This is a genomic window from Parasphingorhabdus cellanae (assembly GCF_017498565.1).
Classification (GTDB): Bacteria; Pseudomonadota; Alphaproteobacteria; order Sphingomonadales; family Sphingomonadaceae; genus Parasphingorhabdus; species Parasphingorhabdus cellanae.
In genome coordinates, this window is the sequence record NZ_CP071794.1 from 2,488,638 (window position 1) to 2,503,547 (window position 14,910).

Consider the following 14,910-nt stretch of genomic DNA (forward strand, 5'->3'; position numbering starts at 1 on the left):
CAGCATGCTTTGATGCCCGTAATCAATCACGGACGATTAGTAAATTCAACAATTCATAAATGCGAAGTATAAACAGATTTACGTTTGTATATCAGGTGCGGTAAACCGATTCTTCGGTGTCGATAATGCAGCTTTAAAGCAAGCTTTCAACACAGATATTCAGTTGACCTCTGCAAAATTTTTGGTCGGGGACCCAGATCATAGATCGGGTCCCTCTATCCGAATATATCGCCAGACTAGAACCGTCCGGTGATCGAGAACCGTGCATTCAAAGGCGCACCGACAGTTGCCTGATGGGTACTGTGAGAACTCGGGAAATAGACCGTATCCGTCAGATTTTCGATATTGACCTGCAGGCGCAGATTGTCGGTGACATCGAAATGTGCCGCTGCATCAATACGGGTATAGGCCGGCAGAACAGCGGTATTTCCGTTGTTGATAAAGCTCTCATCCTGATGAGTCAGACCGAGCCCGAAGCCGATGCGATCTGATATCTGAATGGAATTCCAGATCGAGAACATATTCTCGGGCAGCTCGCGCAAACGCAAGTCTGTGGGCCCGGTACGACCGACTTGTTCGCCATCAAGATAGCTATAGCCTGCTGAAACAAACCAATTATCGGTTACCTGACCCCGAAGCTGCAGTTCGAAACCGCGAATTTTTGAGTCAATAATATCCAGAGTTGATGGATCATCATCATTGGGTTGTGGTGAACTTTGCTCAATCTCGAAAATGGCTGCTGTGAAGCTCAGCCCTTGTTCGAAATCCCATTTGATCCCTGCCTCCAAATTGGTGAAGGTGTTGGGATCAAGAGCATTATTATCGCCATTGATATTAGCAAATTGTTCCCCGCTGCGCGGCAAGAAGCTCTCGCTATAGCTTGCGTAGAAAGAGACATTTTCTCGTGGCTTGATAATCAGGCCTGCTCGTGGTGAAAATTCCTCATCCTTGCGGGTCCGGATTTCGGCACCCGGAACGTTATTCACAGTGATGTCGAAACTATCAAAGCGACCGCCAAGTACAACATTCAACCAATCGGTGAGCTTGATCTCGTCCTGAATATAGAAAGAGAAGACATCGATATCGACACGAGTGTCGTCGTTAAGAATATTCGGGCTGGCAATATCGGCATTGGCTACAGTTGTATCACCAAAGATATTGATGTTTGAACTACCATCATCGCGTACGCCAACACCGCCGCGAAGATTTAGTGGGCGAGCGATCAAGAAGTTTGTTTGATCGGTGCGAGTTTCTGCAGCGGCCTCTGCTTCCTCGCGTGTCAGTCCGGTTCCGATAAGTGCTTGAATTTCAGCAGCCCGGTCAGCTCCTTGTGCAGACCAAAACGCATTTAAGCGATTCTGATTGGATGATGTATTGATATACTCGCCACCAAAGATCAGCGTGTGACCGATGCTGCCGGTTTCAAATTCGCCGACCAGATTGCCGGACAGGATTAGATTCTCACGTTCAGTAGTGTCGATATAGCCATCAAGAGTTACAACATTGGGCGTATTTGCCTGATCATAGCCGGAAGCATAGAAGTTGGAGTAGACCTTGTCATAGTCGCCGTAAAATGCGCTGAAATTGCCTTTAAAATTGTCTGAAAACGCATGCTGCAGGTTGGCTCGTAGCAGGTGCGCTTCCAGTTCGGTAAAGTTAAGCTCGGGATCACCGAAAACAACATTTCTGAGGGTTGAAACCGGACGACCGTCGGTGCCTGTTGGAATGCCGCGGTCGATGAAACGTTCATGATCAGCATATTCATAGGACAGATCCAACGTTGTATCTGAACCTATCTGAAACCTTGTAGTGGGGTTAAAGCCAATGCGATCCCCATCATAGAAATCGCGATGATTGTTCAAGTTTTCATATATCGCATTGACACGAATTCCGACATTTTCACCAGCGGCAAAGTTAACATCACCCTGAATACTGAATTCACCAAAGGTGTCGATCGCAACCTGACCGCCGCCAAATGTTTCACCGATCGTTCCTTTTTTGGTTACACGGTTCAATATGCCGCCTGTGCCGCCACGGCCAAATAGAAGCGCGTTTGGACCACGCAAAATTTCTACCTGCTCAAGATTATACAAGCCGCGATAATATTGGACGTCGTCACGAACGCCATCGATATAGAAATCGGCGGTAGAACGGACACCACGGAAGACGACCGCGTCACGATGGCCTTCTCCCTGCGTATTGTTCACACCAGGTGTGTAGTCGACTATCTGACCAATGCTGGTGAAGCCGCGCTGTTTGATTTCGTCGGCGGTTACGATGGAAAGGCTTTGGGGAACGTCGATAATCGGGGTCGGCGTTTTAACAGCGTTTATCTGGTTTGAATAAAGAACATCACCGACAACTACGATATCGTCACTACCATCTGCCGACTCCGCATCCGCCGCATGGGCAACGGCTGGAATCATCATTGTTGTGGCCAAAATGGCGGAAATGGTTTTATTCTTAAGCATTCAAAATTTCCCTGAATTACGATCTCTTGAGACTCATTCTCAATATGGTCGAGCGTGGTAGTGATAATGATTCGCACAAGCAATGAAAAATATGGAAAATAGAGATTTTCCTTGCAGTTGGAAAATGATGATGTTTTCTAGCAACAGTAAGTTTCTATGGAGAAAGCAATGAAAGCGACCATCTGGCACAACCCAAAATGCGGTACGTCCCGTAAGACTCTAGTTCTGCTCGAAGAGGCACCCGGTGTTGACGTGACCGTTGTTGAATATCTGAAAAGCCCGCCGAGCCGTGCCAAGCTGAAACAGCTCTACCGGGACGCTGGAATGACCCCACAAGAAGGCTTAAGAGTTCGTGGTTCGCCCGCTGAAGAGATGGGACTTACAGATGATGACGCGACGGCCGACCAGATACTGGACGCCATGGCGACTGAGCCGATCCTGATTAACCGGCCACTGGTTGAAACGGAAAAAGGGGTTCGGTTATGCCGACCGCAAGACCTAGTGCAGGAAATCATCTAACAGCCCTGAACTGTAGCGACTGAATTTATTTACCCCTATCGGACACCAATATGGCCGTTATTGCAATTTACAGCATGAAGGGCGGCGTCGGGAAAAGCTGCACTGCCGTCAATCTCGCTTGGAATAGTGCGTCTCATTCATCGCGCAAAACTTTGGTGTGGGACATTGATCCGCAAGGCGCTGCGTCTTTCATTCTCAATGGTGATCGACACAAGAAAGACCGGGCTCGGGCCATGATCGCTGGTGATATTAAACCGGCCAAATTGATCAAGCCGACCAAGATCGAGAATATCGACCTGCTAGCAGCTGATATATCGTTACGTGGCCTCGATCGTTTCTTTTTCGAACTCAACAAGAAAAAGCATATGGGCAAAATTTTGCGCGGCCTGAAAAATGATTATGATCGCATCATTCTCGACTGTCCGCCCGGTCTTACTGAAACCAGCGAACAGATTTTGCGCAATGCTGATCTGGTAATCGTACCGGTTATCCCGTCTCCTTTGTCAGAACGCGCCTTGACTGATGTGCAGATGTTCCTTGATTCCCGGCGCCGCAAACATGCGCCTTTGCTGCCAGTATATAATATGGTTGATCGTCGCCGTACGATTCATAAAGAAACGCTGGCCAAAAAGCCAAAATGGCCGACCATCCCCATGTCGAGTGATGTCGAACGGATGACCCGGATTAAAAAGCCGGTTGGCGAATTTGCGCCGCACAGTCCTGCTGCGCTTGCCTATGCGAAGATTTGGCGTGGGATAGAAAAGAAGCTGTCCAAATTATAAATAGCCAGCGTCAGTTTACGCAGCCCGGTCATCAATTTTCAGGGTGTCAGGGTTATGGTCTTTGAACAGCTCCAATGCATCATGGGATGCCATTGGCCGCCCAAAATAATAGCCCTGGATTTTGCTGCAGCCGAGTTTCTGGATCATCTTGACCTCCTCTTCGGTTTCCGCGCCTTCGGCTGTTGTCGTCATACCCAGACTATCAGCCATCGCTACCACGGCACGAATGATCGCCAGGCTTTCCGGTACTTTCTTGGCTGCACCCTGCACAAAGCTGCGATCCACCTTAATCGTCGAGAAGCGGGTTTTGCGCAAATAGCCCAGCGAACTATAGCCAGTGCCAAAATCATCCAGGGAGAGATTGATCCCCAACCCGATAATCTGATCGAGGACCTGCGTGGCGCCGGTACCTTCACGCATGAAGATGCTTTCTGTCACTTCTATTTCCAGCCGCTGGGCTGGCAACTCGCTATCATGAAGCGCTGACACAACCATATCGAGAAAACTGGGGTCGGTCAGCTGATCGGCCGAAACGTTCACCGCTATCTTGACCGTCGCTGGCCATTTCATCGCTTCTTTACAAGCCGTCCGCATGACCCATTCGCCAATCGGTACAATTAGTCGCGCATCTTCTGCGAGCGGGATAAATTTTGCAGGAGAAACAATCCCGAATTCCGGATTCGTCCAGCGCAAGAGAGCTTCAAAGCCCATGACGCCGCCTGTATCCGCACTCACCACTGGCTGATAGTTGAGCGAGAACTCGTCATTGTCCAGCGCCTTGCGCAAGGCAATTTCCATGACCCGGCGCTCCTCTGCATGGACATGCAGTTTCGGTTCATATTGATTATGTGCACCGCCGCCTTGATCCTTGGAGCGGTAAAGCGCGAGATCGGCGCTACGCATCAACATTTCGACCGTGCGACCATCGCGCGGACCAATAGCAGTGCCCACACTGGCGCCGATATAGAGCGTATGCTGGTCGACCTCATAAGGGCGAGACAGGGTGTCGATAATTTTCTTGCCGAGCATGTCCATATATTGGGAATCGCTGGCGTCCTTGATGACAATGGCAAATTCGTCGCCGCCAAGACGTCCACAAAGTTCATTGTCGGTCATGATTGAGCGCAGCCGTTCCGATACACGGGCGAGCAATCGATCACCGACGGGATGGCCCAGCGTATCATTAACCGCCTTGAACCGGTCGAGGTCGATCATCATGAAACCGCAGCGTCCATTCCATTTGTCGGAATCCTGCTGTGCCTTGCCGAGCGTCTCGGTCAGTTGAAGCCGGTTGGGCAGACCGGTTAGCGTGTCGAAGCGGGCCATATGCGAAATTTTATCGGCAGATTCGCGCTGTTCAGTTACGTCCGAACCAACGCCGCGAAACCCATGAAAAGCACCATTTTCATCAAGTTTGGGCGACGCAGAGATTTCCCACCAACGGGTTACGTCATTGATCATGACAGGAACCAGCATGTTGCTGAAACTGTCGCGCCGTTTCAGTTTTTCGGCCAACTCATGCAGAGCAGGCGGAAACTTGCCGGAATCCCAAGCCTGGCCGGCGACCAGTTGCAGGAACGGTCGCCCCTCGATGTCCTCTGCCGTTCGACCAACGGCATGCGCAAAGCGCGGGGATACATGGGACAGGCGGCGCGATGTGTCTGTCTGCCATAACCAATCGGCACCGGTATCTTCAAATTCACGCAAAAGAAGGCTTACAACCTCCTTCTTCTCGTTGAGATTTGCCTCCGCAATTTTCCGATTTATGAACGAGCGCCCATTCATCAAGCAGGACGCTATAAGCAGCATCGCAATCGCTGCAGATGCCATCGCCATTTGATAGCCATTGATCAGATACCAGCCGAAAGCCGACGACAGGCCGCACATTCCGATGAAGACTATGCTTGCCAAAGGTACAGCTGACATGAGCATGGCGGAACCCACCATCAGACATAAAACCAACGCCCATATGCCAACCATTGTGTTTAGATCACCGGACGGCCCAAACAAGACAACGGCAATGGACCATAATAGTCCGCCAGCGAGAGATGTTAAAATGACGTCGATATTTTCACGCCGAGAGATGCTCTTGCGCTCCCAGACAGCCTCTTTACGTGCTTTGATGTAGCTGTAAACATACAAGCCAAACACGGCGAGAGTCCAAGCACCAAGCAATAGCCAATTAACTTGGCCAATACAAAATTGAACTGCCAATAGCCCGCAGGTGATCGACCCGATCATCTTGATGAAGCCGTTTTGGTGCATGCCCTCAAACTGCAGCACGCGGATGCGGCCCCAGTCTATGCCTTCAGGATCGGAAATCCCAAGCAAGACGCTCGCAGGTATATCTTGGGGTAAGCCCGATGATGATGACAGTTTTTCTTTCACGGTTTCCCCCTACGCGGAAAACCTTATCGAAAAGTAAGCGTGTGTCCGTTTTTTCGAATCATGGTTAATAGATATTAACGTTCTTACTCGCTGATTTTACGCAGCTACATCATAAGGTTGAATATCACCGGAAAGATAAAGGTTGCGTGCCTTAGCTCGGCTGAGTTTGCCCGAACTCGTGCGCGGCAACGTCCGCGGCGGGACCAATTCGATCACGCAGTTCATGCCGGTGATCGCACGAACCTTTTCGCGAATTTCATCACGCAAACGCAATCTCTCAATCTCATCCGATGTTCGGCATTGGACCAAAACGGCCGGTGTCTCATCCCCACCCGGCGTTGTTATTGCAAAAGCGGCAATGTCTCCGGCCTTGAATCCTGGCAATTGCTCTACGGCCCATTCGATATCCTGAGGCCAATGATTTTTGCCATTAATAATGATCATGTCTTTGGCGCGGCCAACTATATACAGATATCCGTCGGACAGATAGCCCATGTCTCCGGTATCAAGCCAACCATCGATCAGACAAGCATCGGTCGCTTCCGGATCACGATAATAGCATTCCATGATGGACGGGCTTTTCATCCAGACTTTGCCGACAGCTTTTTCCGGCAACAGGCGGCCGTCTTCTTCGCGAATCTCCAGTAGCGTATCGCGCACCGGTTTACCGCAATTGACAATCGCGCGATAACGTTTGGGACGGCTGCCATCGGCTTGTTTTTCACCGGATAGTTCGGTTTCTTCCACCAATTCCACTTCCATGCCTTCGCCTGGCGGCATGATGGTCACGGCCAATGTAGCTTCGGCGAGACCGTAGCTTGGCAGAAAGGCTTTGGCGTCAAATTTTGCTGGTGCAAAGGCATCGGTAAAACGCTGCATCACATCTGGGCGGATCATGTCCGCGCCATTGCCAGCCAAGCGCCAACGGGAAAGGTCAAAGCGTTCCGCTACGTTCGACTGGCTGCCAATACGGCGGGCACATATCTCATAGCCAAATGTTGGCGAAAAGCTGCAGGACGTGCCGGGGTTCCGCGAAATCAGGTCGAGCCATGACAATGGCCGACGCGCGAAATCGGACGTTTTCAAATAATCCGTGGAAACCTGATTGCAGACCATCGAGATGAAACAACCAACTAGACCCATGTCATGGTAGAAAGGTAGCCACGATACACAGCGATCGTCCTCACCTACGTTCATGCCATAGGAATGTGATCCGACATTGTGAAGCAAAGCTTTGTGGGACACGGCCACGCCATGTGGAAAGCGGGTCGAACCGCTGGAATATTGCAAATAGGCGATGTCGCTGCTCTTTGCAGGTGGTAACGCGCAATCAGGAATGTCATTGTCCGCAAATTTATCCCAGCCGAAAACCGGAATTTTGCGCGACTGACCAGCAGCTGCGGCGAGTTCTTCAATCTCATCGGGATAAAGCAAAATTGCCGGGTCACAGCTGTCTAGCTGGACACCGATTTGATCGATATAACTGTCTTTACCCCCGAAAGAGGTTGGTAGCGGCAGTGGAACTGGCCAGGCACCAGCATAGATCGCGCCAAAGAATAATGCACAAAATTGCGGTTCTGTATCGGCGATCAGCGCAATCCGGTCGCCCGGTTTTACCCCAAAGCCAATTAAACGGCGCGCAGCGGCCATTGCATCAACCTGCAGCTCTTTAAAAGGATATACCCGCACAAGCGAAGCGCGCGCATCATGAAAGTTAAATCCCCGTTGGCCTTCAGCCGCATAGTCCAATGCTTCGCCAACCGTTTCAAAATCGGCGAAACGGCGGGGGAGATCGTCTGCGGTTGGGGTTGGTGTAAGCTCAGTCATACAAAATCCATTTTCCAGAAGGTCCAGCCTTCTTACAAATCGTCATTTTCCCAGATATTCAGCCGAATTTTGAGAGATATTCGGCTGTCTTAACCCTAAACAAGCTTTAATGATTGCAACTGGCGTTTAAATTTCGGCTCTACTGTGGCACAAAAAGGGCAGTGGTTCTGAATGAGAGGCAAAGCGTTGAAAAATAGCGGTAGACCGTTGGACCAAAATAGCCTGCAGGAACTCGCGCTACGCTATGTCAGCCGCTATGCAACGACCCGGCATAAATTAAAATCCTATCTTTTCCGCAAATTACGTGAACGGGACTGGTCCGAAGACCGGCCAGCTGACGTCGAAGCGATAGTGGAGCGCTTTGTAGAGCTTGGCTATATTGATGACGCGCTATTTGCCAAAAACCGAGCGGTGGCGTTGATCAACCGGGGTTATGGAAAAAGACGAGTTACCCAAGCTTTATATCAGGCCGGAATACAAGAAGGCGACGACCAGCAGGCCCTTGATCTTAGTGATGCCAAGAAATGGGAAGCAGCAAGAACCTATGCACGCAAGAAATCAATTGGTCCTTTTGCACAAGAGCAAGCCGATCAAGACAAATGCCGCAAACAACTGCAGGCGTTTTTGAGAGCCGGCCATGGTTTCGATATTGCATCCCGTTTTGTCTTTGCAAAGCCGGGAGAAGATGTTGAAGTAGAGATTTAGAAGACCCGTTTTTTGAGTTAAAATCTTCTGATCACAACAAGAATCGCCAGTTTATATTTAATATGTTATATAGAAATTCCCCGATTCTTTTTGGTTGAAGGACCCATGATTCGGATAGTGTGTTCGGAGATGTGTTGTGGCAAGTTTATATGCGGAACCCGCCAGAGCCGATGACGGTTCGACCAATGACGTAGTGGAAGGCGAACAAGAGCAGGCTAAGCCAGCTTTGCAGGCTGTCGGCCATGTGAAATGGTTTGATTCTCATCGCGGCTTTGGCTTCATCATTCCTGATCTTGAACAACATCAAGGCGACGACCTTGAGCATGGTCAGGATATTTTGGTACATTGGACAGTCCTGGAACCACTAGGCCGACGAGATTTGCCAGAAATGGCTCTGGTCCGTTGTGAATATGTTGATGCCGCCAAAGGCCTTCAGGCTACGAAAATCCTTGATATTGATGAATCCAATTGCGAGCAGCTCATTCATGAACCTGCCCCCGAGACCAGGCGCAAATCCTTTCAAACGGTGGAAAATGCCGCGGCCTTTGTTGAGGCTGAGGTGAAATGGTTCAACCGTGCAAAAGGCTACGGCTTCCTCGTTGCAAATGGTCTGGATGGTGATATTTTCGTCCATATGGAAACGCTGCGCAATGCCGGTATTGCTGAAATCATGCCGGGGCAACATGTTCTGGTTCGCATCGATGATGGTGATCGCGGCCACATGGCGGCACAGATCAGCATAGCCCCAGCCGCCGAATAGCTGAGCAAAAAACCCGCATGAAGAGCACCTGTCAATGACCGGATTTTTCAAATATGCCCTTTGGCCTGCCCTGCTGTTATCCTCCACGGGACTAACTGGTTGTTATGCGCAGGCTGGCAATACTGATGGTAAAGCATCGCAAAGCCAAAGGGAGGAAAGCAAGCTTTCGGAAGCCGGACTTAGGTTGATCCCATTGACAGTTACGTCTGGTACCGAGACGCATAGCTTCACCGTTGAGCTGGCTAAGACAAGCCAAGAACAGGCTCGCGGTTTGATGTTTCGTACCGAGCTGGCGCCGGATCGAGGCATGATCTTTCCGTTCGTCCAAGAGCGTATGGCGAGCTTCTGGATGAAAAATACCGTGATACCACTCGATATTATCTTTGTCCGCAGTGATGGCACGATTGAATCTATTGCGGCCAATACCACTCCCTATTCGCTCGACCCTGTACGGTCAGGTGAACCGGTTGCTGCGGTTCTGGAACTGGCTGGCGGACGAGCCGCTGAGTTGGGGATTTCAGCTGGTGATAAAGTAGAATGGTAGCAATAGCGATCGGCACGACGTTGCATCCCATATTTCAAGACATTTTTTAATTGCAGACCCCCTATCGGTGACGCTAAGCGGACAAGCATGGGAATATTAGGCAAAATTTTTACTTGGTGGGACGGTGCTACTATCGGCACTTCTTGGTTCAGCGTGCGCAAGGGTAAATCTGTGGGCGAGGATGTTTTTGGGAACGTCTATTACCAGACCAAAAATCTCGATAAAGATGGTGATAAGCGTTGGGTGATCTATTCGGGGGCGAATGACTCAAGCCGCGTATCACCTGAATGGCATGGCTGGCTTCATAAGAGTTTTGACGAAATTCCGGAAAGTCATTTGCCGCAACCCCGTATTTGGGAGAAAGAGCCAACCGGTAATTTGACCGGTACGGCCAACGCTTATCGCCCGGCTGGAGCATTAGAGGCTGGCGGCAAGCGGGCCAGCGCAACCGGCGACTACGAACCTTGGAACCCGGCCGAAGCTGAATGATGGTAACCCATCGCTTCTTTGTGATCCGTCAAAACCGACTTTTTCCGATATTGGCAAGTGCATTGCTGCTGTCCGGCTGTGGGCTGTTTGGTGGTGATGATATTGACGATGAGAATAGCGGACAGCCTGCTGAAAAAGCGGAGGTGGCGGCAACCGATGATGAGGAGCTGATACAACCATTGACCGAGCAAATTGGCACACCAATGACAGAGCGTATCGCGACATTGGGCTTTTTGAACAAGCGCAATGGCCTGACTCGAGATTTGGAATTAAAGCCTGGTCAGTCGATCCGCATCGGTCGTGCAGTTGTCCGTCTGCGCGCCTGCGAACGCACGGCTCCTTGGGAACTGACGCCGGAGCAAGGGGCTTTTGTTCAGTTGCTGGTAAACGCTCGTCCGGCTACGCGGCAAGGCGATGACAAGTGGGAAACAGTTTTTTCCGGATGGTTGTTTCGCGAATCACCATCGCTGAATGTGGTAGAACATCCGATTTACGATGTCTGGGTCAAAAGCTGCGCGATGAGCTTTGCAGGCGAAGAAGCGCCGCCTCCCGACGCTTCCAATCCCACAGCGCCGCGAGCATCTTCGTCTTCCAATGTCGCTAACAGCACGTCCAGTGCCGCGAATGATGGGGCGGCAACAAATGCTGTTGAGCCAGTACCGGAGCCGGCACCAACAACTGTGCGCCCTGTTCCTGAAACACCACCAGTTGAGTCGTCTGACCCGATAGGTGATTTAATTGCCGAAAATGCGGGCGAGTGATAGTCTTGGGCGGCACGTAGCTGTTCCAGATATTCTTGCTGGCTAATTTCGATCGCACCGAGTGAAGCCAGATGATCGGTCATAAACTGACAATCCAGTAAAGCGAAACGCCCAACGATTAGCCGGGCGACCAGCCAAGCGAGCGCGACTTTCGATGCATCACGGGCACGGGAAAACATGCTCTCTCCGCAAAAGGCGCCCCCGATGACGAGACCATAAAGTCCGCCGACAAGCGCTTTTGTGCCATGTTCATCCATTGACCAGCATTCCACACTATGCGCATGTCCGCGTTGATGAAGTCGGCAAAATGCCTCTTCGATATCTTTATTGATCCAGGTTTCGCGGCGATCGCTCGCAGACTCCGCGCAAATCGCTATGACGTCTTCAAAAGCAGTGTCGGCGGTTACCTCGAAACGACCGGACCGGATAGTCTTGCGCAGCGAGCGCGACATGCGAAAACCGTCGAGCGGTAATATCGCTCTGGTTTTTGGTTCCACCCAAAAAGTCTCAGGATCGTCGCGCGCATCGGCCATCGGGAAGATACCGGATGCGTAGGCTTTTAGTAATAGTTCAAGCTCAATCGCCATTAATGATCCTGGTTGACGGTATTGCTCAGCAAAATTTTCGCCTCGTCAGCGATCCGCTGCGCGACAGTCATATATTCGTCGGCAAAGCCCGCCCCACTTCGCCATGCGATACCGATACTGCGAGAAGCGGACCAGTCTTCGATTTGAAGCTGCGCTACATCGCCGCCATGCGCTAACTCGGAACGGACATATAGTGCCGGTAATATTGCCAAGCCAAGGCCTGAGGCAACCATCTGGCGCACGCTGTCAAGGCTGGTCCCTTCATAATCCTGTAACAGGTGCATACCGTGCTTGCGGCACTGTTCAGCGACATCCCTGTGTAGATGGTGCCGCCGATCAAGGCTGAGTACTGGTGCATTATAGAGATCGGCCTTGGAGATTTTCTTTTGTGTTGCCAGTGGATGGTCCGGAGGTGCAACCATTATCAAAGGCTCACGGAACAAAGGTTCTATCGCCAGATTTTCCCCTTCAATCGGCAAAGGACCGAGCAGCATGTCAATCGCGCCCTTGACCAATTCCATCGCCTGTAGATCTGGGATTCCTTCCCGCATGTAAAAACGCAGATCAGGTTGGGCGCGGTGGAGAGCCGCAATCACCGGCGGCATCAGATAGGGCCCGAGCGTGGGCGATACGCCGAAACGTAATGTGCCGGCCAGGCTCTCACTCGCCCGCTCGGCAAGGTCGCGAATATCCTTTACCTGTACAAGCACTTGTCTGGCGCGCTCCGCAATCTCGCGACCAATAGGCGATAATTCCGCGCCATGAGTGCGACGCTCGACCAGAGTCACACCGAGCCGTGATTCAAGGGCTCGTAGCTGATGACTGAGCGTGGGTTGGGAAGCACCGGCAGCTTGTGCCGCCCGCCCAAAATGCCGGTGGTCGGCAACCGCGACAAGATATTGGAACTGACGTAAAGTTGGCATAGGGGAATACCTTTTTAATTATAGATGTTATCTATTGAATATTCAATTTTCATTCGATTGGAAGTATCACCAACTTTCTGCAATATCAAGCTCAACGACAACAAAGACGATAGAAAACGAGGCAAGGACATGAAAAAATATCTGAACAGTCTGATCCGCAAACATCGCAAACTCGACAAGCAGATTTCACAAGCCAGGATAGATAGAGCCAAAATCCACGATATGAAACGATTGCGGCTGAAATTGAAAAATCAGATTGCCTGTTTGCGGCGTGGCCCCGAGCGCCAGCCTATATAAACGACTATCTTTTTACCCTCCCCCAAACTGGGGCGGCAGCTTTCCCTCTTTCCGCTGCTGCCCCATTTTTGTCTTTGGGTTTTCATCATTCACAGATAGTAAAGTCGTTCGGCTGTCTATCAACATTCAATTGAAAGCATTATCATGGTTGTAAAAGTGCGCTCGGCGCTAGCGGAATTTCTTGCCCGCGAAACTAGTGCTGGCATTGTTCTATTTGTCGCCGCGCTCCTCGCTATGATTGCGATTAATAGCGCCTTTAATCCCTATTATCTGGCATTTCTGAACATCCCGGTCGTGGTCCAGTTTGGCGCGCTTGAAATCGCAAAGCCGCTATCTCTGTGGATTAATGACGGCCTAATGGCGATCTTCTTTTTCTTGGTTGGCCTGGAAGTAAAAAGAGAGGTCGTGGAAGGCCAGCTGTCGAGCGTCGACAAGGCTTCTTTGCCGGCCATTGCTGCGATAGGCGGCATGGCGGTTCCCGCAGCAGTTTTCCTCTATTTTAACTGGAATATCGCGGCCAATATCAACGGTTGGGCAATTCCAGCAGCGACTGATATTGCCTTTGCATTAGGCGTGCTTGCACTGCTCGGCAAACATGCGCCGCTGTCTTTGAAAATCCTGTTGCTCGCCATCGCAATTATCGATGATATAGGCGCGATCATCATAATCGCTTTATTCTACACGGCCGAAGTATCGAGTTTCTCGTTGATGCTATCAGCCGTTGGAATCGTGGTGCTGATTTTGATGAACCGGCTTGGTGTGGTTCGTGTCGCACCCTATATTCTCGTTGGCACGTTCCTGTGGATTTGTGTTCTGAAATCGGGTGTTCATGCGACCCTGGCCGGGGTCATCGCGGCGCTATCCATTCCGCTTAATGCGAAAGATGGCACCTCTCCGCTCAAGCATCTTGAGCATATATTGCACCCGTGGACAGCCTTCATGGTGCTGCCGATTTTTGCCTTTGCCAATGCTGGTGTCTCTCTGGCTGGCTTGCAAATCAGCGATCTGTTTGCGCCGCTAGCGCTTGGTATTGCTGCTGGCCTGGTAATCGGTAAACAAATTGGTGTGTTTGGCTTCATGTTCATCGCTGCGAAAATTGGTCTCGTTCGCCGGCCGAGCGAAGTCTCTTGGACACAGCTTTATGGCTTGGCTTGTCTCACCGGTATTGGTTTCACGATGAGTCTGTTCATCGGTAATCTTGCGTTTGTTGATCCGGCGCAGATTGAAACTGTCAAACTGGGCGTAATCAGCGGGTCTTTGGTATCCGGTGTCCTTGGATATTTGATCTTGCGGTTTGCTGGATCATCAACCAAAACTGTGAAATAAAAAATCAGGTCCGGCATTTTGACGGGAAATAGATTGCTTAGCACGCCGCGATAGATGATATCGCGCGCTGTGAAGAGGCATTTTTATCTTGCAGGCGGCTTTACCGCATTGGCTTTAGGCAGCATTGGTATCGTCTTGCCGCTGTTGCCAACAGTGCCCTTCATGATACTCGCCGCCTTCTGTTTTGCGCGTAGCAGTCCCAGGTTGGAAGCCTGGTTGTTGGACCATAATGTTTTTGGCCCCCATATCCGCAATTGGCGTGAAGGACGGGCGATCACAAAGCGCGGCAAGCGCGCCGCTTTAGTCGCATTTGCTGTCAGTATCATTGTTGCATTGATATTTGTGAAATTGCCATGGAACCTGATCCCGATTGCTGCTGCGCTCATTGGCGGCACTTGGATATGGACGCGCAATGAGCCCGATATGTTACCACAAGCAGTGGTAGATGTAAGTGAGGAAGACGAGTCTCCGCATAAAGAATAGTTTGATTACCGCTGGCTTTTGCTATTCTTCGAGAAAATCTGGAGAGAG

13 protein-coding genes and 2 pseudogenes are annotated in these 14,910 nt (G+C 50.7%); 10 read left to right on the forward strand and 5 right to left on the reverse strand.

Translation table 11 applies throughout. The features are described 5' to 3' along the window. Window positions 1–236 precede the first annotated feature (236 nt). On the reverse strand, window positions 237–2,471 hold the full coding sequence (locus J4G78_RS11950) for a TonB-dependent receptor (protein ID WP_207986779.1): 2,235 nt from the start codon (window positions 2,469–2,471) through the stop codon (window positions 237–239). Window positions 2,472–2,639: 168 nt separating this feature from the next. Here J4G78_RS11950 and arsC point away from each other — a divergent pair, with 168 nt between their 5' ends. Both arsC and J4G78_RS11960 read left to right on the forward strand, forming a co-directional pair. After that, window positions 2,640–2,990, forward strand: a complete 351-nt coding sequence (gene arsC, locus J4G78_RS11955; protein WP_207986780.1) for an arsenate reductase (glutaredoxin) — start codon at window positions 2,640–2,642, stop codon at window positions 2,988–2,990. A gap of 50 nt (window positions 2,991–3,040) precedes the next feature. Continuing rightward, on the forward strand, window positions 3,041–3,772 hold the full coding sequence (locus J4G78_RS11960; protein WP_207986781.1) for a ParA family protein: 732 nt from the start codon (window positions 3,041–3,043) through the stop codon (window positions 3,770–3,772). 15 nt (window positions 3,773–3,787) lie between these two features. Here J4G78_RS11960 and J4G78_RS11965 read toward each other — a convergent pair whose 3' ends face one another. Then, a complete protein-coding gene (locus J4G78_RS11965) occupies window positions 3,788–6,160 on the reverse strand; it encodes a putative bifunctional diguanylate cyclase/phosphodiesterase (protein WP_243457074.1) in 2,373 nt (790 codons plus the stop codon). Window positions 6,161–6,256: 96 nt separating this feature from the next. Beyond that, the gene (locus J4G78_RS11970; RefSeq protein ID WP_207986782.1) at window positions 6,257–7,987 is read right to left on the reverse strand and encodes a fatty acyl-AMP ligase; all 1,731 of its coding nucleotides are present in this window, start codon (window positions 7,985–7,987) and stop codon (window positions 6,257–6,259) included. A 171-nt stretch (window positions 7,988–8,158) separates the two neighbouring features. On the opposite strand from J4G78_RS11970, the gene J4G78_RS11975 reads away from it, so the two are divergent. The 5 genes and pseudogenes from J4G78_RS11975 to J4G78_RS18175 form a co-directional block, all read left to right on the forward strand. After that, on the forward strand, window positions 8,159–8,692 hold the full coding sequence (locus tag J4G78_RS11975) for a regulatory protein RecX (protein ID WP_207986783.1): 534 nt from the start codon (window positions 8,159–8,161) through the stop codon (window positions 8,690–8,692). 136 nt (window positions 8,693–8,828) lie between these two features. After that, window positions 8,829–9,452: a cold-shock protein gene (locus J4G78_RS11980; RefSeq protein ID WP_207986784.1), complete on the forward strand. Its 624-nt coding sequence runs from the start codon at window positions 8,829–8,831 to the stop codon at window positions 9,450–9,452. A 34-nt stretch (window positions 9,453–9,486) separates the two neighbouring features. Then, window positions 9,487–9,996, forward strand: coding sequence for a DUF192 domain-containing protein (locus J4G78_RS11985; RefSeq protein ID WP_207986785.1), 510 nt, complete (start codon window positions 9,487–9,489; stop codon window positions 9,994–9,996). An 87-nt stretch (window positions 9,997–10,083) separates the two neighbouring features. Next, entirely contained in the window at window positions 10,084–10,485 is a 402-nt protein-coding gene (locus J4G78_RS11990) for an NADH:ubiquinone oxidoreductase subunit NDUFA12 (RefSeq protein WP_207986786.1), read from the forward strand. A gap of 203 nt (window positions 10,486–10,688) precedes the next feature. Beyond that, window positions 10,689–10,940: pseudogene (locus J4G78_RS18175) on the forward strand (DUF2155 domain-containing protein); the annotation flags it as partial. A 35-nt stretch (window positions 10,941–10,975) separates the two neighbouring features. Here the strand turns inward: J4G78_RS18175 and aat are convergent. Beyond that, complete coding sequence (gene aat / locus J4G78_RS12000; protein WP_207986787.1) at window positions 10,976–11,833, reverse strand: leucyl/phenylalanyl-tRNA--protein transferase; 858 nt, start codon at window positions 11,831–11,833, stop codon at window positions 10,976–10,978. Further along, the gene (locus J4G78_RS12005) at window positions 11,833–12,756 is read right to left on the reverse strand and encodes a hydrogen peroxide-inducible genes activator (RefSeq protein WP_207986788.1); all 924 of its coding nucleotides are present in this window, start codon (window positions 12,754–12,756) and stop codon (window positions 11,833–11,835) included. The genes aat and J4G78_RS12005 overlap by 1 nt, the downstream gene beginning before the upstream one ends. Window positions 12,757–12,885: 129 nt before the next feature. On the opposite strand from J4G78_RS12005, the gene J4G78_RS12010 reads away from it, so the two are divergent. From J4G78_RS12010 to J4G78_RS12020, 3 genes and pseudogenes are all read left to right on the forward strand, one after another. After that, window positions 12,886–13,053 (forward strand): hypothetical protein, encoded by a 168-nt coding sequence (locus J4G78_RS12010; RefSeq protein WP_207986789.1) that lies wholly within the window; start codon window positions 12,886–12,888, stop codon window positions 13,051–13,053. 144 nt (window positions 13,054–13,197) lie between these two features. Continuing rightward, window positions 13,198–14,379, forward strand: a complete 1,182-nt coding sequence (nhaA, locus tag J4G78_RS12015) for a Na+/H+ antiporter NhaA (protein ID WP_207986790.1) — start codon at window positions 13,198–13,200, stop codon at window positions 14,377–14,379. Between the two features lie 69 nt (window positions 14,380–14,448). After that, a pseudogene (locus J4G78_RS12020) lies at window positions 14,449–14,796 on the forward strand (YbaN family protein); the annotation flags it as partial. Window positions 14,797–14,910: the final 114 nt, after the last annotated feature.